This is a genomic window from Streptomyces sannanensis, assembly GCF_039536205.1.
Lineage (GTDB): Bacteria > Actinomycetota > Actinomycetes > Streptomycetales > Streptomycetaceae > Streptomyces > Streptomyces sannanensis.
Genome location: NZ_BAAAYL010000001.1, coordinates 1,959,474 through 1,979,489, shown reverse-complemented (window position 1 = coordinate 1,979,489; position 20,016 = coordinate 1,959,474). Strand labels below are relative to the sequence as shown.

The 20,016-nt window shown below is 69.3% G+C and carries 19 protein-coding genes and 2 pseudogenes; 6 read left to right on the top strand and 15 right to left on the bottom strand.

Features of this window, described 5'->3' with window-relative positions:
* Positions 1-24: 24 nt before the first annotated feature.
* The 3 genes from ABD858_RS09175 to ABD858_RS09165 form a co-directional block, all read right to left on the bottom strand.
* Positions 25-1,215: a DUF1996 domain-containing protein gene (locus ABD858_RS09175; RefSeq protein WP_345035746.1), complete on the bottom strand. Its 1,191-nt coding sequence runs from the start codon at positions 1,213-1,215 to the stop codon at positions 25-27.
* A gap of 93 nt (positions 1,216-1,308) precedes the next feature.
* On the bottom strand, positions 1,309-1,959 hold the full coding sequence (locus ABD858_RS09170) for a response regulator transcription factor (protein WP_345035745.1): 651 nt from the start codon (positions 1,957-1,959) through the stop codon (positions 1,309-1,311).
* A complete protein-coding gene (locus ABD858_RS09165) occupies positions 1,944-3,218 on the bottom strand; it encodes a sensor histidine kinase (RefSeq protein ID WP_345035744.1) in 1,275 nt (424 codons plus the stop codon). The genes ABD858_RS09170 and ABD858_RS09165 overlap by 16 nt, the downstream gene beginning before the upstream one ends.
* 269 nt (positions 3,219-3,487) lie before the next feature.
* Here ABD858_RS09165 and ABD858_RS09160 point away from each other — a divergent pair, with 269 nt between their 5' ends.
* Together ABD858_RS09160 and ABD858_RS09155 are read left to right on the top strand one after the other, a co-directional pair.
* The gene (locus ABD858_RS09160; protein ID WP_345035742.1) at positions 3,488-4,048 is read left to right on the top strand and encodes a hypothetical protein; all 561 of its coding nucleotides are present in this window, start codon (positions 3,488-3,490) and stop codon (positions 4,046-4,048) included.
* Positions 4,049-4,096: 48 nt separating this feature from the next.
* Complete coding sequence (locus tag ABD858_RS09155) at positions 4,097-5,563, top strand: PepSY-associated TM helix domain-containing protein (RefSeq protein ID WP_345035741.1); 1,467 nt, start codon at positions 4,097-4,099, stop codon at positions 5,561-5,563.
* 48 nt (positions 5,564-5,611) lie between these two features.
* Here ABD858_RS09155 and ABD858_RS09150 read toward each other — a convergent pair.
* The 4 genes and pseudogenes from ABD858_RS09150 to ABD858_RS09135 form a co-directional block, all read right to left on the bottom strand.
* Positions 5,612-5,780, bottom strand: a pseudogene (locus ABD858_RS09150) (winged helix-turn-helix domain-containing protein); the annotation flags it as partial.
* Between the two features lie 118 nt (positions 5,781-5,898).
* Positions 5,899-6,918: a glutamine synthetase gene (glnII, locus tag ABD858_RS09145; RefSeq protein ID WP_345035739.1), complete on the bottom strand. Its 1,020-nt coding sequence runs from the start codon at positions 6,916-6,918 to the stop codon at positions 5,899-5,901.
* 107 nt (positions 6,919-7,025) lie between these two features.
* Positions 7,026-8,174, bottom strand: a complete 1,149-nt coding sequence (locus ABD858_RS09140) for an ARPP-2 domain-containing protein (RefSeq protein ID WP_345035738.1) — start codon at positions 8,172-8,174, stop codon at positions 7,026-7,028.
* The gene (locus tag ABD858_RS09135) at positions 8,171-9,577 is read right to left on the bottom strand and encodes a hypothetical protein (RefSeq protein WP_345035737.1); all 1,407 of its coding nucleotides are present in this window, start codon (positions 9,575-9,577) and stop codon (positions 8,171-8,173) included. Before ABD858_RS09135 ends, ABD858_RS09140 begins: the two co-directional genes overlap by 4 nt.
* Before the next feature lie 262 nt (positions 9,578-9,839).
* On the opposite strand from ABD858_RS09135, the gene ABD858_RS09130 reads away from it, so the two are divergent.
* From ABD858_RS09130 to ABD858_RS09120, 3 genes are all read left to right on the top strand, one after another.
* Positions 9,840-10,253, top strand: coding sequence for a prevent-host-death protein (locus ABD858_RS09130; protein WP_345035736.1), 414 nt, complete (start codon positions 9,840-9,842; stop codon positions 10,251-10,253).
* Complete coding sequence (locus ABD858_RS09125) at positions 10,253-10,678, top strand: cytotoxic translational repressor of toxin-antitoxin stability system (protein WP_345035735.1); 426 nt, start codon at positions 10,253-10,255, stop codon at positions 10,676-10,678. The genes ABD858_RS09130 and ABD858_RS09125 overlap by 1 nt, the downstream gene beginning before the upstream one ends.
* Before the next feature lie 163 nt (positions 10,679-10,841).
* Positions 10,842-11,084, top strand: coding sequence for an alpha/beta fold hydrolase (locus tag ABD858_RS09120; RefSeq protein WP_345035734.1), 243 nt, complete (start codon positions 10,842-10,844; stop codon positions 11,082-11,084).
* Here ABD858_RS09120 and ABD858_RS09115 read toward each other — a convergent pair.
* Positions 11,062-11,421 carry an ArsC/Spx/MgsR family protein gene (locus tag ABD858_RS09115; RefSeq protein ID WP_345035733.1) on the bottom strand — a complete coding sequence of 120 codons (360 nt, stop codon included), beginning with the start codon at positions 11,419-11,421 and terminating at the stop codon, positions 11,062-11,064. The genes ABD858_RS09120 and ABD858_RS09115 overlap by 23 nt on opposite strands.
* Positions 11,422-11,551: 130 nt before the next feature.
* Here ABD858_RS09115 and ABD858_RS09110 point away from each other — a divergent pair, with 130 nt between their 5' ends.
* Positions 11,552-11,809 carry a hypothetical protein gene (locus ABD858_RS09110; RefSeq protein WP_345035732.1) on the top strand — a complete coding sequence of 86 codons (258 nt, stop codon included), beginning with the start codon at positions 11,552-11,554 and terminating at the stop codon, positions 11,807-11,809.
* Between the two features lie 37 nt (positions 11,810-11,846).
* Here the strand turns inward: ABD858_RS09110 and ABD858_RS09105 are convergent, their stop codons facing one another.
* From ABD858_RS09105 to ABD858_RS09070, 7 genes and pseudogenes are all read right to left on the bottom strand, one after another.
* On the bottom strand, positions 11,847-12,005 hold the full coding sequence (locus tag ABD858_RS09105; RefSeq protein ID WP_345035731.1) for a hypothetical protein: 159 nt from the start codon (positions 12,003-12,005) through the stop codon (positions 11,847-11,849).
* 113 nt (positions 12,006-12,118) lie between these two features.
* Positions 12,119-14,377: a M4 family metallopeptidase gene (locus tag ABD858_RS09100; RefSeq protein WP_345035729.1), complete on the bottom strand. Its 2,259-nt coding sequence runs from the start codon at positions 14,375-14,377 to the stop codon at positions 12,119-12,121.
* Between the two features lie 730 nt (positions 14,378-15,107).
* Positions 15,108-15,326: pseudogene (locus ABD858_RS09090) on the bottom strand (VOC family protein); the annotation flags it as partial.
* Between the two features lie 85 nt (positions 15,327-15,411).
* Positions 15,412-16,059 (bottom strand): hypothetical protein, encoded by a 648-nt coding sequence (locus tag ABD858_RS09085; RefSeq protein WP_345035728.1) that lies wholly within the window; start codon positions 16,057-16,059, stop codon positions 15,412-15,414.
* Positions 16,060-16,099: 40 nt separating this feature from the next.
* Entirely contained in the window at positions 16,100-17,119 is a 1,020-nt protein-coding gene (locus tag ABD858_RS09080; RefSeq protein WP_345035727.1) for a hypothetical protein, read from the bottom strand.
* 1 nt (position 17,120) lies between these two features.
* Positions 17,121-19,382 carry a hypothetical protein gene (locus tag ABD858_RS09075; protein ID WP_345035726.1) on the bottom strand — a complete coding sequence of 754 codons (2,262 nt, stop codon included), beginning with the start codon at positions 19,380-19,382 and terminating at the stop codon, positions 17,121-17,123.
* 40 nt (positions 19,383-19,422) lie between these two features.
* Positions 19,423-19,854: a hypothetical protein gene (locus ABD858_RS09070; RefSeq protein WP_345035725.1), complete on the bottom strand. Its 432-nt coding sequence runs from the start codon at positions 19,852-19,854 to the stop codon at positions 19,423-19,425.
* Between the last annotated feature and the right edge of the window lie 162 nt (positions 19,855-20,016).

Sequence of the window (20,016 nt, the reverse complement as noted above, 5' to 3'; positions counted from 1 at the left end):
AGGGCGGGGAGCAGGGGGCGGCCGTCAGCGGCAGCTGCGGCCCGTGTTGATGCAGCTCACCAGTCTCGTCATCAGCCGCTCGTCGAAGACGTTGATGAAGTCGCCGTGATCGGTGACCGGCTTGTGCAGCTGCTCGGGGAAGGAGTCGACGGCGAACCCCGGCCCGGGCGACACGTCGTAGACGATGCGCTGCACCAGCTGCGGAATCGCCTGGAAGCCGGCGGGGCAGCGGCCGGAGGGGTCCGCGAAGGCGACATGGGTGCGGTGGTTGGCGCTGTCGGTGTTGCGGCCGTCCCAGCAGCTCTGGAACCGGAACGTACGGACGACCTTGCTGCCCTGCGGGCAGACCGGATACTTGTCCCTCAGCTGCCGGTTCTCGAATCCGGTGCAGCTCCAGGACGCGTTGGCGTCGGCGCCGTTGTTCGTGAACGCCTTCGCGCTGCCGGTGATGATCCGCAGAAAGCGCGGCATCGCGACGACCTTCCCGGCCGGACTGCCGACGAATTTCAGCGTGACCTGGGCGGGAGTCTGGATCCGGCCGGTGTTTCCGTCCTTTCCGCCGCCGTCGGCGTTCACATCGTCCTCGTCCTGACCGTTCCTAAGACGCAGGACGGGCCAGTAGTACGTGGATTTGTCGCCCTGGTTCCGGCACGTGGTCATGCCATGGGCCAGATCGTCATCGCTCGCGAAGGCGTCATTGGCCTGATTGCCGATGTAGTCGTGCATATGGTGAGCGCCGTTGCTCACACCGGGCGCGACAATGACATTGTCCGGATTGAATGTGCCGCTCTCGTTACGTCCGCAGAAGGAGCGGAAGCTTCCGGTCGAGGCGCCGCGCCGCTTCCCGGTTCGTACGACGTTCGGCTGTACGGACGTGATGTCGACGAAGTCGGCGGGGTCGGGCCCGTTGCCCTGGGGCTCCGGCCGGCTGCCGCCGCCAGGCTCGCCGCCGTTGTGGCTGTCGTCGCCGTGGTTGCCGCCGTGGTTGCCGTTGTCGTGGCTGCCGTCGTCGTGATCGCTGCCGCCATGGTCCCCACCGTCGTGGCCGGGCCCGGTGTGTTGGCTCTGATTCTGTCCGGGCTGCCAACTCTCATGCGCGGAGGCGTAGATATTGGCTGTGATCAGCCCGCCCCCACCTAAGATCAGCGCGGCCGAGAAGGCGATCGTTTTCCTCGCCGCTGTCGAGCGTTTTCGTGATGTGCGTGAGCGTTGCATGGAACTCCTCTGCTTCGTGGGGGAGAAGCGTGTCGTTCCATACGGCCGGGACTCATGAATTGTTCAGAAGTCCGGCGAAAATTTCCGGGACGTTCACCGGTCCCGGTCGAGATAGGCGAGAACTGCCAGAACGCGGCGGTTGTCGTCGTCGGAGGGCGGCAGGCGCAGCTTCATGAAGATGTTCGAGGTGTGCTTGGACACCGCTCGTTCCGTCACCGTCAGTTGGGCGGCTATGGCGTTGTTCGAGCGGCCCTGGGCCATCAGTTCCAGGACCTCCAGCTCGCGCGGGGTCAGCCGGGACAGGGGCTGGTCCTGGGCGCGGCGGGAGAGGAGCTGGGAGATGACCTGGGGGTCCATCGCCGTGCCGCCGGCCGCCACCCTCCGGATCGCGTCGACGAACTGGTCGGCGTCGAAGACGCGGTCCTTCAGGAGATAGCCGACGCCGCCGTTGCCGTCCGCCAGGAGTTCGCGGGCGTAGAGCTGTTCCACGTGCTGGGAGAGGACCAGGACCGGGAGCCCCGGGCGGGCGCGGCGGGCCGCGAGGGCGCACTGGAGGCCCTCGTCGGTGTGGGACGGGGGGAGCCGGACGTCCACGACCGCCACGTCCGGGTCCAGCTCGGCGAAGGCCTTGCTCAGCTCGGGGCCGGTCTCGACGGCGGCCGCGATCTCGAAGCCGTAGGCCTCCAGCAGCCGCACCAGTCCGTCGCGCAGCAGGAAGAGGTCCTCGGCTAGGACAACACGCAAGGGATCTCCATGGTCACCAGGCTCGGGCCGCCGGCGGGGCTGCTGACGGCCAGTACGCCGTCGAATGTACCGAGCCTGCGTTCGACCCCGGTGAGGCCGGACCCCGCACCGATCTTCGCCCCGCCCCGGCCGTCGTCGGTGACGGAGATGCGCAGCATTCCGTCGCGGTGAGCGATGTCGATCCAGATCCGGTCCGCGCCCGAGTGCTTCACCGCGTTCGTCAGCGCCTCGCTGACCGCGAAGTAGGCGGCCGACTCGACCGGGGCGTCGGCGCGGCCCACGAGGTCCACCGCGACCTCGGTGCGTATGGGCAGGCGCAGCGCCAGGGCCCGTATCGCGTCGGGCAGTCCGCGCTCGGCCAGGACGGGCGGGTGGATGCCGCGCACCAGGTCGCGGAGTTCGGTGAGGGCCTCGGCGGAGGAGCGACGGGCGTGGGCCAGGAGTTCCTTGGCCTGGTCCGGGTCGCGTTCGATCAGGGCCTCGATGGTGGAGAGGCTCATCCCCATGGCGACCAGCCGGGCCTGCGCGCCGTCGTGCAGATCGCGCTCGATGCGGCGCAGTTCGGCGGCGGAGGTGTCCAGCGCGTCGTGCCGGGTCTCGGTGAGCCGGTCGATGCGCCGGTGCAGCTCGGCCTCCCGGCCGGGGGGCAGCAGGCTTTCGGCGAGACGGAAGTGCAGGCCGATGAGCGGCCGGTTCGCGTAGAGGCCGAGGACGAGCCAGACACAGCCGAGCAGCGCGGCCAGATTTGCGGTGCCCTGGCTGGTCACCGGGATGAACGTGTACCAGAAGTCGCCGTGATCGGCCTCGCTGATCGGGCGCCACAGTCCGGTGGCCAGCAGCAGACCGAAGAGGCCGTCGGCGACGAGTATGGCAGGCAGCACCGCCAGGACCGCGCCCGCGCTCATGTCGGCCGCCAGCCAGCGCAGGTCGCGCCATGTCGCGGGGTCCTTCAGCAGATCGAAGCAGAGCTCCGCCTGGCCGAGAAACCCGGTACGGCGTGGCACGGCAGGCTGCACACCGTACGAGGCCGGGATCCGCTTGCCGGCCCAGCGTTCGGCGAGTCGGCACCGCTGCTCGGCGTGCGCGCGGACCGTCTTCAGTGCGAACGGGGTGGTGATGACGCCCACCCCGAGAGGGATGAGCTGGATGGACACCAAGGTGAGGCAGAAGAGGAGAGCCGACCCGGCCATGGACAGCGCGGTCAGAACCAGCCCCCGCCCCGCGGCCAGTACGGCGTCGCGCACCTTCTTCGTCATCATTGGGTTCCCTCCCTTTTCGGCGGCCCGCCTTGGTCGGACGCTGTCCCAGTCTCCCGGGCAACGGCGGTCCGGATCACTGGCCCCCGCACCCGTACCGGGGGTGTAGCCGGCACCACCTCCGGATGATCGTCGGTCCGTGCCGTTTACACCGCCGGGGACGGTGGCACGATAAGCGGACCATGACGGATGCCCGGTCGCCTGTGCGCGTGCTGAGAGCCGCACTGTTCGCGGCGGTGTGCGTCATCAGTGCTGCCGTGGGGCATTTTTTCATGTCAGGGCATGACCTCCCCGCATCGTCGTTGCCGGTCGCCTTTCTGGTGACCGGTGTTCTCGCCTGGGGTGCGGGGCGCCGCAGGCGCGGCACCGTGGCCATCGGGGGCGGGCTGCTCGCCGTACAGGGCGCACTGCATCTGCTCTTCGGTACGGCGCAGGCGGCCGACAGCCGTATGAGCGGGCCTCGTATGGGTGGCCCGAACATGGGCGACATGGTCAGGGGTCATGACGCCATGTCCGTGCCCGTGTCCTCGGCCGGTCACGGTACGGCTGCCATGGCCGCCGTCCACCTCCTAGCCGCGCTCGTCTGCGCGCTGTGGCTGGCGCGCGGCGAAGCGGCCTTCTTCCGGCTGGCCCATGTGGTGGGTGCCCTTGCCTTCACGCCCCTGCGGCTGCTCCTTGCGCTCGTACCCGTTCCCGAACTGCCGCGTCATGCACGGCAGCCGCGCATCCCGGCCGTCCGTCCGCACAGTGCCGTCCTCGCCCATGCGGTGTCCTGGCGCGGGCCGCCCCCGCTGTCCTCACCCCGCGCCACGGTCCCTGGAGCGCACGTCTGATCCGGGGGCCGCTTCCCCCCATGTCAAACGCCGACTCCGAGGACACGCATGTCCATTGACACATCACCGCGGGGCACCGAAGCCGGTGACGAAGCGCGATCCGCCCTCGCCTCCGAAGCCGGGGCCCCGGCCGGCAGATCCACCTGGAGCGCGCTGCGCCCGCTGGTCCTGCGCATCCACTTCTACGCGGGCGTCCTGATCGCCCCGCTGCTGCTCGTCGCCGCCTTCAGCGGACTGCTGTACGCGCTCTCCTACCAGGCCGAGGAGATCGTCTACCGGCATGAGCTGACTGTTCCCGTCGGAGAGAAGACCGTCCCGCTCTCCGAGCAGGTCCGGGCCGCCCGCGACGCCCACCCCGAAGGAACCGTCACCGCCGTCCGGCCCTCGGCCGAGGACGACGCGAGCACCCGTGTCCTGATGTCGAGCCCGGAGGTCGACGAGGGGGAGTCCCTCGCCGTCTTCGTCGACCCGTACACGGCAGAGGTACGCGGCGAACTGACCGACTCCGCCGGCGCCCTCCCGCTGCGCGCCTGGCTCAGCGAGCTGCACGTCGACCTGCACCTCGGCGATTTCGGCCATAACTACAGTGAAATGGCCGCCAGCTGGCTCTGGGTGGTCGCACTCGGCGGTGTGCTGCTCTGGATCGGCCGCAAGCGGTCCGCCAGGCGTGCGCTGACCCTGCCGGAGCGCGGCGCCACCGGCCGCCGCCGGACACTCTCGCGGCACGGAGTCATCGGCCTGTGGGCGGCCGCCGGACTCGTCGCGCTGTCGGCGACCGGCCTGACCTGGTCGACGTACGCGGGCGAGAACATCGGCATGGTCCAGGACCGGCTCGGGGGCGCGACGCCGTCGGTCTCCGCTGCCGTCGAGCCGTCCTCCACCGAAGCGGACGGCGGCGGCCATGAGGGTCACCACGGCGGGGCAGCCGGGGGCCATGACGGCCACGCGGGCCACGACATCGGCATCGACCGGGCGGTGGCCGCGGCTCGTTCCGCCGGTATCGACACCGACGGCCCGGTCTCGGTCGTCCTGCCGGCCGAGGGCGAGGGATATGTCGTCGCGGAGGCCGACCAGCAGTTCCCGGTCCACCTCGACTCGGTCGCCGTGAACCCGGCCGACGGCAAGATCATCGACGAACTCCGCTTCGCCGAATACCCCCTGCTCGCCAAGCTCACGCGCATCGGCATCGACGCACACATGGGCGTCTTCCTCGGCATGTTCAACCAGCTCGCGCTGGCCGCGCTCGCCGTCGCGCTGATCCTGCTCATCGTCTGGAGCTACCGGATGTGGTGGCACCGCAGGCCGACCAAGGACCGCACACTGAGCTTCGGCCGGCCGATGCCGCGGGGCGCCTGGCGGAAGGTTCCGCTGCCGGTCCTTCTGCCGCTCGCCGTGGTCACCGCGCTGGCCGGCTGGTTCGTCCCGATGCTGGGCATCAGCCTGCTGGTGTTCCTGGCCGTGGACCTGCTGCTGGGGTTCATGGCCCGCGCCCGCGCCCGCTCGCGGGCGGTCTGAGATCGAGAGGCCGGGGCTTCGAGCCCCGGTGCCCGGTCCTGCCCGTCGGGGCGCGCACTTGTAGCCGACCCGGCGCACGGTCTGGGTCGTGTGCCGGGTCGGCGCCCAGCTTGCGGCGCAGCCGGGCGACAGGGCCGTCCACGGTCCTGTCGCCGACATGGCCGTACCCCCACACCGTGGTGACCAGATGGTCATGGGTGTGCACCCGGTGCGGGTGGTCCGTGCCGCCCGGTGGCGCGGTCGGCCCGCCGTTCTGCGGACCGGATCCGGACAGCATGACATGAAGGGGGCGTCCGCCGGTCCGGCGGACGCCCCCTCTACGGGTGCGGGGAGGATCAGACCTGGCCGGCCTTCTCCAGCGCGGCGCAGCAGGTGTCCACCAGCAGGCGGGTCACCACGTACGGGTCGACGTTCGCGTTCGGGCGGCGGTCCTCGATGTAGCCCTTGCCGTCCCGCTCGACCTGCCACGGGATACGGACCGAGGCACCGCGGTCGGAGACGCCGTAGCTGTACTCGTTCCACGGGGCGGTCTCGTGCATACCGGTCAGGCGGTCGTCGATGCCGGCGCCGTAGTTCTTGACGTGGTCCATCGGCTTGGAGCCCTCGCCCAGCGACTCGCAGGCGGTGATGATCGCGTCGTAACCCTCGCGCATCGCCTTGGTGGAGAAGTTGGTGTGCGCGCCGGCGCCGTTCCAGTCGCCCTTCACCGGCTTCGGGTCGAGCGTCGCGGAGACGTCGAAGTCCTCGGCGGTGCGGTAGAGCAGCCAGCGGGCGATCCACATCTGGTCCGAGACCTTCAGCGGGTCCACCGGGCCGACCTGGAACTCCCACTGACCCGGCATGACCTCGGCGTTGATGCCGGAGATCTCCAGGCCGGCGGCGAGGCAGTGGTCGAGGTGCATCTCGACGATGTCGCGGCCGAAGATCTCGTCGGCGCCGACACCGCAGTAGTAGCCGCCCTGCGGGGCGGGGAAGCCGCCCTGCGGGAAGCCGAGCGGGCGCTGGCCGTCGAAGAAGGTGTACTCCTGCTCGATGCCGAAGATCGGCTCCTGCGCGGCGAACCGCTCCGTGACCTCCGCCAGCTGCGCACGGGTGTTGGACTCGTGCGGGGTCATGTCCGTGTTGAGGACCTCGCACAGAACCAGGACGCTGTCACCGCCGCGGATCGGGTCCGGGCAGGTGTAGACCGGCTTGAGCACGAGGTCGGAGGCGCGACCCTTGGCCTGGTTGGTGCTGGAACCGTCGAAGCCCCAGAGCGGCAGCTCGGCTCCGTCCGCCAGGACCTTCGTCTTGGAGCGGAGCTTGGCCGTCGGCTCGGTGCCGTCGATCCAGATGTACTCGGCCTTGAACGTCACGGAAAGCCATCCTTCGGGGCGTAGCGGGAGGCAGCGGTGCGGCGCTGTCTGGGCCAGAGCTTCGCAATCTGTGATTTCCCGGCCGTTGCCCGTTTGTGAACCCCGTGTTACATGGGCTTCCTTTGTTTCGCATGCCCGACGTCCGGCTTGAGCAATGATTCGAAGCCTGCGGCGCGGATGCGCCGGGCAAGCTCCTCCACTGTCGTCCCCAACGCCTCGGCCGTACGCGTGAGTTGCCAGTCGTTCTGTGTGAGCCTTCGCAGCAGATGACCGCGCCGGATCTGGCTCTCGGACAGCCGGAACGTCTTGAGATACGCCACCCGCCCCTTGTGGTCGGTGATCGTCTCGCCGATGTGCTGCTCCTGTCCGCCGCGCGTGAACGGCGGAAGAAATCGCCACAAATCATTTGAACCCATGCGATACACGCGCTCGAAGGAGTACGAGGCGTCCAGCAGCCCGCCCGCGAACACCGTGTCGTGCGCCTCGCTCCACGCCCGAAGCTGCTCCTGCGCCGCCGCCCGCAGATCCGCGAGGGTACGCACATACGCCGAGCCGGTGATGCGAGCCTCGAACTCCGGCACCGGGCGGGTGTAGAGGGCGTACTGGTGCACCAGCTCGCCGTACAGGTCCTCCAGCAGACTGGCGTGGAGGGCGCGGTAGTCGTCCGGATGCGGGACCACGAAGGCGGCGGCAAGCGCGTCCGCCGCGTACACCAGCACACCGCACTGGCCCGGATGGATCTCGAAGATCCGCAGCGCGTCCGCGAGCCCGGGCACCTCGGCGCCCCGGTAGGCGGCCTCGGCGCGCGGTGACAGGCCCCTCCGTACCGCCTGCTGCGACCACTCGTCCCAGGCCACCGTCGGGCCGCCGAAGTGCAGCGCCAGATAGCCCTCCAGGGCGAGATGCAGAGGAAGGAACCGGAGAAGCCTCTCGCCGCGCCCGCGTTTCGCCATCCGGTGGTGGAAGCGCAGCGGAACGCACGCGGGCGGGCCGCCCTCCGCGTACATGCCGCTCAGCTGGGTGCCGTAGGACGCGGACTGTGTACCGTCGCCCGACCAGTCGGCGACGAAACCGTGCGGAATGTACGAGACATACGTCGCGGCCCCCGCGTCGACGGCCGCGTACCCCTGGCCGTACACCTCATGGCGCAGCCGCAGCCCCTCCAGTGGTTCCTCGCGCACCAGCGGGACCAGCCGGATGCCGCCCCACACCTGGGCCGGCCGGGCCGACAGCCCCGTCATGTCCAGCCTGGTCATCGCCCCTCCCCGAGGAAACGGTCCACCCGGCGGTCCAGGTAGGCATGCAGCCCGGCCAGGCCCGTACGGCCCTCCGCGAACTGCGCGACCTCCACCAGCGCCGGCAGATCCTCCGCGTCACGGACACCGGCCGTCGGCACGCCCGGCGCCAGCCGGCGCACATCGAAACCGTCCGCGTCGTACACCGGGTTCATATGCACGACACTGGTGCGCCGGTCCCGGTCGAGCCGGGTACGCCACACCCGCAGAACCTCCCCCGCCAGGCCCGGCGGCGCGTTGTCCCAGCCGTCCGACACGATCACCAGCCGCTCCGGGGCGTGTTCCAGGGCGTCGACGATCCGCAGGCCGAGCGGCGTCGGCCCGTACGGGCGCACCAGCAGCGGATCCGTGCCCCCCGACGTCCACAGCGGTACATACGACTCCGCGAGCGCCTCCAGTAGGAAGTGGCAGGCGAGCGCGACGGCCAGTGGACGGCGCCGCTTCTCGCTCGAGCCGGACGACGAGTAGCTGTCGTCCAGCACCGCCGCGACCCGCCCCCACGACCCGGCGTGCGGCCCGGCCGCCCGGTGCGCGGCGGCCCGCAGCGCACCCGTCAGCTCGGCGCGGCGGCGCACCCGCTCGTCGATGTCCAGTGACAGCACGTACAGCGCCAGCCGGGTCAGCGGCATGACGGTCAGATCGGCCCCGGGGACGGTGCGCTGGGTACGCAGCCGCTCCAGCCGGGTCATGCGCGGGGCGATCCGCTCCAGGAACGCGCCGCGTGGGATGCCGTGCTTGGCGGCGAAGCCCTCGGCGACGGTGAACGGCAGCTCGTAGAGCGCGGCCTGCTCATACCGCGCGCGGCGGTAGGTGTCCAGCAGCTCGTGCTCGTAGCGGGCGCGGCGGCCGGGGCGGAACAGGAAGTCCCCGATCTCCGCCCCTCCGTACGGGAGATGAATGTGCCGTGCGGCGGTCTTCAGCCCGCGGCGGTACTTCACCGCGTCCATGCCCGGGTGCGGGCGGGCCGCGAGCCAGTCGCGCATGATGGCGCGGGTGCGGCGGTTGTTGACCTTCGCCTCGCGCAGGGTGCGGAACAGCCGGTACACGCGCTGCGGCGGCAGCACCGCCAGCCGGGCCGCGATCAGCCGCCCCTCGATGCGCTTCTGCTCCGGTTCCGCCTCGGCGGCGGTCTCCAGGAGGCGCCGGACGATCAGGGCGGCGTTGTGGTCGTTGATGTCGAGCGCGAGCACAGCGGCGTAGACCCGGCGGTAGTTGACCCGGACGTACTCGTGCAGGAAGTCGAGGGAGAGCTGCTGCTCGTACCCCTGCGAGCGGAACTCCCGCTGGCCGGTGGCGGTGACGGCGGCGTTGACAAAGAGCAGGACGTCCTCGGCCGCAATGAGGTCGGCACAGGTCTCCGCCATGAGATCCCCCGGTAGGTGTGCGGATGCCGGCCGGGGAATGAGGGCGCGAACAGCGAAAACACTGCTTCAAAGGCGGGTCCCGGAAGTCGCACCGGAGTCCCGCGGCCGGCGGGGGAAACGTAACACCGGGCTGCGGGGGGCCCGCCACCGGATATCGGGGGGCGACGTTGATAGCGCATGCCGGATACGTACGTGGCGTACTTGACGTACTTGCTTGCGCTGAGTCAGTCTGTATGTCTGGAATGCCGAGGAGGCCTGTCCCATGTCCGCAGTGCATTACGAGAGCTACACCGAGGCGCGTGCGCACCTGAAGGACCTTCTCGACGCAGCCAGTGAAGGACGGGTTGCCACCGTGCGGCGAGACGCCGAGTGCGCTGCCGTCGTGGATGTCGAGCGACTGCGCCACCACCTGTCGCTGGTCTGCCCGTCCAAGGCCGAGGTCGTGGCGGAAGCCGGCGGCTGGTCGGTGTTCATCCCCGGGCTCCCGGTGGCCGCCGATGGGGCATCCTTCGACGAAGCCATAGGGGAGATGGTCGATGCTCTGCGCGAGTATGCAGACGACTGGCAGGACCGGCTGCGGATGGCCCCCAACCATCAGGGCAACTGGGGCTTGGTGCAGCTGATCGCCCTGAGCAACGACCAGCAGCTGGCCGACTGGTTGGTGGGGGCAGCGTGATGAGCCGACCGCAACCGGACCGCGAGCGCCATGATCGGTTCTGCGTCGTCGAGGCGTGGAAACGGGTGCGAGACGCACGCGGGCGCACCGGGACCCATCACGTCACTTACGAGCTGACGCTGCACGACGGGCGGATTTTGCGTACCCGTATCTCACATCCGGTCGACCGCACGGTCTACGGCCAAGCCATGTGGCGCCACATCCTGCGCGACCAACTCGACATCACCGAGGACGAGTTCTGGGAGTGTGTGCTCGACGACCGGCTCCCGGACCGGGGCGCTCCTCCCGTACCGAAGGAATCGCTACCGGCGGATCTGGTCCACCTGCTGATCCATCGGGTCGGCCTTGCCGAGGAGGAGGTCGCCGCGCTGACCAAGGAAGAGGCGGTGGCCCGGCTGCAGCGGTACTGGACCGACGGCACGTAACGGCTCACGCCTCCGGCGGTGCCCGGCACAGGGCGTCCAGCGCCGGGGCGTATGGTCAGTGCCCGGCGGGCCGAGGCGCCGGCCAGGCGGAACGGGGGAAGACGGAAGGGTCCGGCTGCCCCTGCACCAGGAGCGGGCCACGGACTTCCCCGCGGCCCGCCCGGTGACCGGGCCACGGCCGACCGCCGACGCACTGCGCGCGCTCGAACCGCCCACGCTGATCCTGCTCGCCGGGCGGAGCAGGGCGCACGACGTCCGGAAGGTCGCGGCGCGGGCCGCCGAACTGCTCCCGGACGCCGAGTGCGTGACGCTCCCCGGCGCCACGCATCACACGCTTCCGCTCCACGGGCCCGCCGAACCGAACGTGCGTATCGCGGAGTTCCTCATCGGGACAGGGCGTCCCTGACCGCCTCTTCCGTACGGGCCACCACCGCCGTGCCGTCGTCGGCCGTGATGATCGGCCGCTGGATCAGCTTCGGGTGCTCGGACAACGCCGCGATCCAGCGGTCCCGGGACTCCTCGTCGCGCGGCCAGCTCTTCAGGTCGAGCTCCTTCGCGATCGCCTCCCCGGTGCGGGTGATGTCCCAGGGCTCGAGTCCGAGCCGGTCCAGGACCGCACGGATCTCGTCCGTACTGGGCACCTCCTCCAAGTAGCGGCGGACGGTGTAGTCGGCGCCCTCGGCGTCGAGCAGGGTGAGCGCGCTGCGGCACTTCGAGCACGCCGGATTGATCCAGATCTCCATGCGGCCCACGGTACCCCGGAGGCCCGTAAACCGGGTCTGGCCAGGGCCTTTTGTCAGTGGTGGCCAGTAAAATGGAGGTAGTTCGTGAGGGTCCGCGAGGAGGTCCTTTCACCGAGCCTGGAGGTCGCTGATGGCCGTAGCCGCAGTCACGACGAAGCCGCTGAAGAAGAAGCGGCTGCCTGCCGGGCAGCCGCGCGAATGGTACGAGTCCCACAATCGCAGCCTGAAGGCCATGCGTCTGGCCATCGCGCTGCTCGACACGGGTGTCTACCGCGCCGAGCAGGCTCGTAACCGGCGGATACGCGCCACCGCCGCCCGGATCGGGATCCACTCGCCGTCCAACACCACGTGCCGACTGGTGCGTTCTCTCATCCGCGACGCCCACTGAGTCGGGCGACCGGCGGCCCGCACCGGGCCGCCGGTCGTCACTTGACGGGGCGTATCCGGAGGTGGGCGAGCCCGGGGAGGCCGATGACCCTGGTGGTCTCGAACTCGCGTGTACGGTCGCCCGTTCCCTTGAACAGCCGCACTCCGAACAGCCGCACTCCACCGCCCGGCAGCACAGGAACCAGGTGGATCTGCAATTCGTCCCGGGTCTCGCGGCCCGGAGCCCGGAGCAGCGTTCGGGCCCGGCCGGTCATATCCGGCCGGGCCCGGGCGGGAGGGGTCCCGCCGCCTCAGTGTGCTGCTACTGAGGTCAGAAGGTCAGCTTCCAGCTGTTGATGAAGCCGCTGTCGCCGCGGAACACGTCCTGGACCTTGAGCTTCCAGGTGCCGTTGGCGGTCTTCTTGGAGGCGTTCACGGTGTAGGTGGCGAGCACGTCGTCGGCCGAGTCGTTGATGTTGGAATCCTTCAGGCGGTACAGCGTGCCGTCAGGGGCCACCAGGTCGATGACCAGGTCACCGCGCCAGGTGTGCTTGATGTCCACGTCGACCTTGAGGGCACGCGGTGCCTTGCCGGCGATCCCGGTGACGTTGACGTCCGAGAAGGCCGCGGCGCCCCCGTCCGGGATGGCGACGTCGGTGGTGTTCTCGAAGGTCTTGATCACGCTGACGACGTTCCAGGTGAACGTCGCGGTGGAGGAGGCGTTGGTCGAGTCCGTGACCGTGACCGTGACCGTGCTGGTGCCCAGCGTGGTGGGGGTGCCGGAGATCAGGCCGGTGGAGGCGTTGAGCGACAGGCCGGCCGGCAGGCCGGTGGCCGTGTAGGTCAGCGCGCCCGGGTTGGTGCTGGTGGCCTGGATCTGCAGGCTCGCGGACTTGTTGACCAGCGTGGTCTGGAGGCCGGGATCGGTGACCGTCACGCCCTGGACGATGCGGCTGCCGACGTTGATGGCGGCCCAGGCGTTGGCGGTGTTGTTGTAGGTGTCGCTGCCGAGCCCGTACAGGTCGGCGGCCGCCTGCAGGGTGGCGGTGCGGGCGGCGGCGTAGTTGGTGGAGGAGGTCATGTAGGTCGACAGCGCGCGGTACCAGATCTTCGCGGCGGCGTCGCGGCCGATCGCAGTGACGGGCAGGCCGTCGGAGGTCGGGCTGTTGTAGCTCACGCCGTTGACGACCTTGGCGCCGCTGCCCTCGGAGGCCAGGTAGAACCAGTGGTTGGCCGGGCCGGAGGAGTAGTGGACGTCGATGCTGCCGATGCCGGAGTACCAGGCGTCCTTGGACGCGCCGTCCTTGCTGGGCTTGTCCATGTAGCGCAGCGGGGTGCCGTTGCCGTTGATGTCGATCTTCTCGCCGACCAGGTAGTCACCCGGGTCGGTCCCGGAGTTCACGTGGAACTCGACGGCCGCGGCCATGATGTCCGAGGTCGCCTCGTTGAGGCCGCCGGACTCGCCGCTGTAGATCAGGCCGGCGGTGTTGGAGGTGACGCCGTGGGTCATCTCGTGCGCGGCCACGTCGAGGGAGGTCAGCGGCTTGGCGTTGGCCGAGCCGTCGCCGTAGGTCATGCAGAAGCAGGAGTCGGACCAGAAGGCGTTGACGTAGGCGTTGCCGTAGTGCACGCGGGAGTAGGCGCCGACGCCGTCGTTCTTGATGCCGTTGCGTGCGTGGACGTCCTTGTAGTAGTCCCACGTGGCCTGGGCGCCGAACGCGGCGTCGACACCGGCGGTCTGACGGTTGCTCGGCAGGCCGTTGCCCCAGACGTCGTCCGCGTCGGTGAACAGCGTGCCAGTGCCGGACGTGCCGCCGTTCAGGTCGTACGTCTTGTGGCCGCCGCGGGTGCCGTCGGTCATCTCGTAGGCCGAGCCCGACAGCGTGGTGCCGAGGGTGACCTGGCCGTTGTACTGGCCGGTGCCGGTGCCGGTCTCGATGCCCTGGTACTCGAACAGCTTGGCACCGGTGGTGGCGTCGGTGATGACGTGCAGCTCGGACGGGGTGCCGTCGTGCTGTACGCCGCCGATCACGGACTCCCAGGCAAGTACGGGCTTGCCGGAGGCGGCCCAGACGACCTTGCGGACGGTGCCGGCCTTCGGGGCGGTGGTGCCCTTGGCCTTGGCGCGGTCGAGCGCGAAGGTCTTCGCCGAGTCGGCGCTCTTCACAGCGGTGGTCGAGGCGACCTTCACCGTCGCCTTGGTCGCCTTGCTGACGCCCTTGACGGCACCGTTCGCCGCTGCGTGGACGACGAGGTCGCCGCCGAGGACCGGCAGGCCCGCAAAGGTCCGCTCGTAGCGGGTGTGCACCGTGCCGTCGGCGTCCTTCAGGACGGACTTCACCAGCAGCTGCTCCTGGCCGCCCAGGCCCAGGGTCCTGGCGGTGGTGGCAACGGTGGCCTGCGCGTCGGCGAGCAGCGTGGCGCGCTCACTCGGGCTGAGCCGGACCTGCAGCGCGCCGGCCCGGACCTGCGCCTGGGGCGCGTCGGCCTGGGTGCCGGCGGTGGCGGACGTGGGGAGCGCAACGGCGATCATCGCGGCGCCCGCCATGAGCGCGCTCGTGGCAACAGCCTTGCGGGGGGTCGTTCTCACGCGGAACTCCTTCTGTGACGACCAGGGTTGCGGCCGGTGACAGCCCGGACAGGGGCACTGTCCGAGGAGAGCTGGTGGTGCGGTGAGGAGGACATGACCGCAGCGGTGCGAGATCCCTGTGGGGAACGCCTCGCCCCGTGCGGCCGATCGAGAGTGTGCCATTGTCGATCTGTGCATGTCATGTCTTCGGTAGTGTCAGGTTCCTGACATGCCGGATTCCGACAGCCCGGGTGACTGCCTCTGGTCCTGGCCGCCGCGCACGGTGGTGCAGCGGCAGTACTCCGGCACCGTCGGATCTCCCGCACCGCCTGGCCCGCCTTCACGTCGGCTCTGCGCCGACCGACCTCCGGATTCGGTCCGTCAGGATCCGTGCCGTCTCGTCGATGTCGATGTCGCCGATATTCGGCAGCCGGCGGCGGCCCGCGCCGACCACCGGGCCCAGGACCAGGGTTTCCGATCAGGCAGCCGTCACCCTCGCATCGCTCCCGATGCGGGCCTGACACTTTGACGGCAACTCCTGGCGGCAGGCATCGCCTCACCCGTCCGCGCGGTCGCACTCGAACCACACTGTCCTGCCCGCCCCGCCCGGCAGCTCCTCCACACCCCAGCGGTCGGTGACGGCGGCGACCAGCAGCAGGCCCCGCCCGTCCTCAGCGAGTTCGCCGACGGGCGGTGGGGCGGGTGATGGCGAGGGCGGCTTCGGGCACTCGTCCGTCCTTCGCCGTCTTCGTCACCGCGGCTGCCAACGGCAGCCCGCACTGAGCCGGTTCGCATACGGCCGGACGCAGGGACGCGTTGCGATCTCCATGTTGTGGCCGTCGGGGTCGTCGAAGTACACCCCGCGGCCACCGAAGAGATCGTTGACCTGTCCGGGTTCGGTATGGCTGGGGTCGGCAAAGTACGTCACCCCGGCCGCCTTGATCCGGTCGAGCATGACGTCGAAGCACTCCCGCGACGCCGTACCGACACCGGGCAGCGCCGGAAGTCGGCGTGATCACGACCGGGCGGGCAAGCAGCGAGCATCCGGCTTTCTTCTACTCGACCTGGCCCGCGAGCGCTTCGGCGAGGTCGCCGACCTGCTTCCGGTCCGGGGCTGCGGACCCCGCCTCCCCGACGCCGACCAGGAGGAAGGCGTCCCCGTCGCCGTCGAGCTTCAGGCGTACGGCGGCGACGTTGCCGTTGTCGGTGACGACCACCTCTCCGACCGCGGCATTGCCGGCCTTCTTCATATAGCTGATCAGGTCGTCGGTGGATGCCCCGGCCAGCGCCCCGACCACCGGTGCCAGTGGGGCGATCGCGTGCGGCTTGCGGGTGGCGACGGTGTGCACCTGCACGTCGTCCCGACCGATGTGGAACGTGCAGCTCACCAGGGCGCCCGGGTTCTGGGCCAGCGGTTCCCCGGGCTTGGCCCGTTTTCCGCCCTCGGCCGTGGCGACGGGCGCGTCACTGTCCTGCACCGGCCCCGGGCCGGCCGCCGCGTCCAGGCCCGCGGCCTTCGCGGCCTTGGCCATGTCGTACGGCAGCGGGCAGGTGTTCGTCCCCTCGGGCGGCACACCGTCGGCGGTCTCGGTCAGGCGGTTCAGGCTCAGCGGCGCCGTGCCGCCGTCGCTCTGGCAGCCGGCCGTCAGGGTCGCCGCCGTCAAAGCGGCTGCGATCGCCAGTCGGTGTCGTCCATGTCTCACGTGTCGTGTCCTCAGTGCTCTCATCCTTGCGTGGCCCTGGTCAGGATGTCGGGGCAGAGCAGCCGAACTGCTTGCCGGCGACGTCGACGAAGTTGTCGAACAGGTCCTGCAGGCGGGGGGTGCCGGGCGCCCCGACGGCGGAGGTGTAGCTCCGGCCGAACTCCATGGAGAAATACGTCGGAGTGCCGGCGCAGTCAGTGACCACGTGAAAGTGATCGAAGCCCGACACCTGGCGGCCGGCCACCCGCGGCTGCTCCGCGTACCCAGGCGAGGAGCGGATGCCCGCGACGATGCGCGGCTCCTGAGTCACGGCATAGGTGGCGTGCCCGGCGACCTCGCACGACCAGGTGGGGCCCGTGCTGTCCTGGACCGTCTCCTTCACCGCGGCTCGTCCTGCCGGTCCGGGGAACTCCAGACCCGAGAGGCCGCACACCGCGCCGTCCCTGACCTGACGTGGCTCGGGGGCTGCGGCGAGGGTGACGGGGGCGGTGAGAGGCCTCTTGGCCGTGCAGCCCGCACGCTCGGCCGCGTTGTCGGCGACGTCGGTCAGGAGCCGGGCGAGTTTCACCGGATCCGAGCCCTGCGGGGCGTATCCCTCGACGATGGCGGGCCCGTCCTCCGTCGTGCACTCTCCGGGCAGCAGGACCCAGCCGTGGTCCGCGCCCACTGCGCCGGTGGCGCCGCCGGAGAAGAACGACACCGTGGCCGGGCCGGGCCAACGGCCGTCGTCCGTGAAAGGGAAGTCGCCGCGCTCGCGGCTCCCCGAGATCCTCAGGCGCTCGGTGTCCGATCCCGGGAGGAAGGACGAGCTCTCCACGGTGCAGGTGAAGTCGAGCCGGTCGCCCGGCCGCGAATCCAGACCGTCCCGGTCGGAGACACGGCCGGACGATGCGAAGACGGCATCGGCCGAGTCGGTGGACACCAGCCCCCCGCACACGTCCTCGCGGCCGAAGAGGTTGGTGTTCAGCCACAGGTGCGCGCCCACCGCCAGGACGGCGATCGCCAGGACGGGTGCGACGACCTTTCGTCCGAGAGCTGCCCGGCCGCTTCCGTTCGTCATCTCACTTCCTCGTGCGCAGGGCCGAGTACGCGTCCTCGCGGCCGGTGATGAAGCTCTGCTCGGCCTCGCCCTTGGCATGCGCGTGCGCCTCGGTGTTGCTGATGCGGTGCTCGGTCCCCCATGCGTCGAGCAGCGAGTTCGTGCCGCCGATACCGGTGGACGTGACGGTGCTGTCCTTGGTCCTGGCCAAGTCCTCCGCCGCCGCTGTCACATCCTTGGAGTACTCGTAGGTGGCCGCGTCGATCATGCGCTGAATCGGGTCGCCCACCACCGGGATCTGGGTGAAGAGGGCACCGACGCCGTGGTACGTGTAGCGCATGTCGTCGTTGAGGTTGCCGATCTTGGTGTCACGGTCGTCGAGGATCATGTCGGATCCGATGGCGGTCATCGTGCCGTACACCTTGCCGACATGGCGCGCCTTGTTGTCCCAGTCGCCGACGACGTTGTTCTTCTGCTCGTCCGTGGCGTCCCTGGTCGTGGCCAGGTATTCGGCCGAGTAGCGCTTCTCGTTCTCGTACAGGAGGTCGTAGACGAGGACCGACTCGCCCTCGGGAGTCGTCCCGTACACCCCGTCGGACACCCCCCGCATCACGCGGATCAGGCTGTGCTTGCTGCTGGTGATGCTCGAGTCCTCGCCGTTCGCCTTGATGTCGGAGCCGCCTCCGGGGCTGCTCGGCTCGGTGCCGCTGAGGATGGCGTGGGTGTCGACGGTGTAGTCGGCGAGGGCGCGTCCGAGGGGGGCCTTGAGGATCTCCGGGATCGTGTCGCCCTTGCCGTCCTTGTCCAGGATGGTGATGGTCTCCTGCATCACGCGCGCCTGGGCCTCCGAGTGGTGGTCGAAGGCCGCCCCGTCCGAGTTGGGTTCGCGTCCGGTGGTGGCCGCTTCCAGCGCCGCGCCCAGCCCCATCCGGCTGGTGGGGTCCTCGATGGTGGTGACCCCGTAACCCGTGAAGACGTTCTTCGGCCAGTCACGGGAGTCGTCGCCGCTGCCGAGGAGGTACTTCAGGTGGTCGTTGCCGACGTGGTCCTCGCCCGCGCCGTTGCCCTTCGGGTCGAAGAACGAGGTGGCGGCCTCCGGATTCCTGCTCATCACACTGAGGAGACCGTCGAGCGCGTCGCTCTGGATTCCCTCATGGCCGCCGCCCCACTTGGTGAAGATGGTCTCCTGCTTCTTCTCGGCGGCGATCAGGTCGTCACCGAGCTGATAGAGGAACTGATCGTCGTATCTGGCATCGGCGTGCTGCATCATGCTGACGAACGACTGGTACCCGTACAACGGATCGGTGTTCTTCCCGAAGTTCTTGGTGCCGGACTTGTCGAGGCTCTCGGTCCACTCCTTGTAGAACTTTCCGTCCGGGCTGTTGAGCCATTCGTTGAACTTCTTGGAGCCCGGGGGCATCTCGGAGGTCTTCCCAGGAACCTGGGTCGCTCCGGCCACTGTGTTGGCCAGCCCCCGCTCGAGGTCCCGGTGCTCCTTGTCGTTCAGCTTGTTGGAGAGCTTGATCGTGCCATCGGTTCCCAGGCCGTGGAGGAAGGTCTGGCTGAACGCCTTGTTGTCGGCGTTGTCGCGGAAGGAGCGGTTGAGCTCGGCGTAGTCGTTCGCCGAGACCTTGTCGCCACTGTTGATGCGGGTGGCGATGTCTTCCGCGTTGAGTGCTTCGTACACCTCGATGTCGCCCTGCGCGTCGGCGTTGAAGCCGTTGACCTCTCGGTCGTCGTTGCTCTTGCCGGGAACGCACTGGAGGGGGCCGTCGACGACGACGGCTTCGAGGGCGATCTTGACGCCCTGGTCGGCGTCGTCGAAGGCTCTGACGGTTTGCTGGATGCGTGAGGTCCAGGACTGTTCGATGCCGGGGAGTTCGGGGTCGTGGCGGATGGTGTTGGCTTCGCGTGCGTCGATCCCGGAGAAGTCGAAGCTGGCGATGCCCTGATCGGAGACCTTCATGCCGGCTTCGATCGCCTCGGCGCGCGCGGATTCGACCTTCTTCTTGAGATCGGCGAACTGGGTGTGGGCATCGCGCAGCAGAGAGGCTATGGCCTTCGCCTGGGTCTGCGCGGCGCCGTACTCGTGGCGTGTGCCGGCGAAGCTGATGTGGGCGGTGCCCGCGCTGAGGCCGGTCCAGGGACCCATGGTGATCTTCTGGACGGAGTCCTTGTAGCGGTCCTCGACCTTCTTGATCTCGCCCGCCATCGAATCCCACTTGTCCGCGGCGGTGGTGAGCCGACCGAAGTCGGTGGTCATGATCTCTTGGTAGGTCAGCATCCGTTCACCTGTTGCGTTCGGTTCGTCGGCATTCCTGACTTCACAGGCCGTTGAGTTTTGAGGTCGACAGCGGTGCGAACTGGTTGTGAATACCGGCATCGTTGTTCAGGAACAGGCCGGACGTGACGCGCAGCGCGCCCTTTTCCGAGGAGAGCCGCCCCATCAGGGTCTTGACCTGCTGGTCCCAGGTCTCCTGGACCTTCTTCAGGCCCGCTGCCGTCTGCCAGCCGTCGAAGCCCTGGATCGCGGCGTTGGAAGCCTCGTCGGCCCAGTCGGTGGCCTTCTTGGTGTTCGGCTCCAACTCGGTCTCGATCGTGTTCGCCGCGGCCTTCTTCTCCGCCGGTGTGGAACCGAACGTCCCCGCCCCCGTGGGGCCCGAGGGGTCCGCAGGGAGCTGATTCAATCGCATGCTCGCCGACTGCTGTTCGGCGGCCTCCGCCCGCGCGGTCTGCCATTCCTGTTCGAACCCCATGCCGACCACCCCGCTCGTGACCTACGAGGCCACGCCTGTGACCTCCACTCAGCTGACCGCTCGTCCAGTCATCGAAGGCATGTACCCTCGAAGATGTTTGCGATGTTGAAGCGTATGTCATTGGACCATGGACGACGGCCTCGACCGGGACTTTCACGCCAC

Bases quoted from the DNA above. Each gene is read 5' to 3' on its own strand.
- ABD858_RS09175 (WP_345035746.1), bottom strand. From the start codon at position 1,215: ATGCAACGCTCACGCACATCACGAAAACGCTCGACAGCGGCGAGGAAA.
- ABD858_RS09165 (WP_345035744.1), bottom strand. From the start codon at position 3,218: ATGATGACGAAGAAGGTGCGCGACGCCGTACTGGCCGCGGGGCGGGGG.
- ABD858_RS09160 (WP_345035742.1), top strand. From the start codon at position 3,488: ATGTCAGGGCATGACCTCCCCGCATCGTCGTTGCCGGTCGCCTTTCTG.
- ABD858_RS09155 (WP_345035741.1), top strand. From the start codon at position 4,097: ATGTCCATTGACACATCACCGCGGGGCACCGAAGCCGGTGACGAAGCG.
- ABD858_RS09140 (WP_345035738.1), bottom strand. From the start codon at position 8,174: ATGACCAGGCTGGACATGACGGGGCTGTCGGCCCGGCCGGCCCAGGTG.
- ABD858_RS09135 (WP_345035737.1), bottom strand. From the start codon at position 9,577: ATGGCGGAGACCTGTGCCGACCTCATTGCGGCCGAGGACGTCCTGCTC.
- ABD858_RS09130 (WP_345035736.1), top strand. From the start codon at position 9,840: ATGTCCGCAGTGCATTACGAGAGCTACACCGAGGCGCGTGCGCACCTG.
- ABD858_RS09125 (WP_345035735.1), top strand. From the start codon at position 10,253: ATGAGCCGACCGCAACCGGACCGCGAGCGCCATGATCGGTTCTGCGTC.
- ABD858_RS09115 (WP_345035733.1), bottom strand. From the start codon at position 11,421: ATGGAGATCTGGATCAATCCGGCGTGCTCGAAGTGCCGCAGCGCGCTC.
- ABD858_RS09110 (WP_345035732.1), top strand. From the start codon at position 11,552: ATGGCCGTAGCCGCAGTCACGACGAAGCCGCTGAAGAAGAAGCGGCTG.
- ABD858_RS09080 (WP_345035727.1), bottom strand. From the start codon at position 17,119: ATGACGAACGGAAGCGGCCGGGCAGCTCTCGGACGAAAGGTCGTCGCA.
- ABD858_RS09075 (WP_345035726.1), bottom strand. From the start codon at position 19,382: ATGCTGACCTACCAAGAGATCATGACCACCGACTTCGGTCGGCTCACC.
- ABD858_RS09070 (WP_345035725.1), bottom strand. From the start codon at position 19,854: ATGGGGTTCGAACAGGAATGGCAGACCGCGCGGGCGGAGGCCGCCGAA.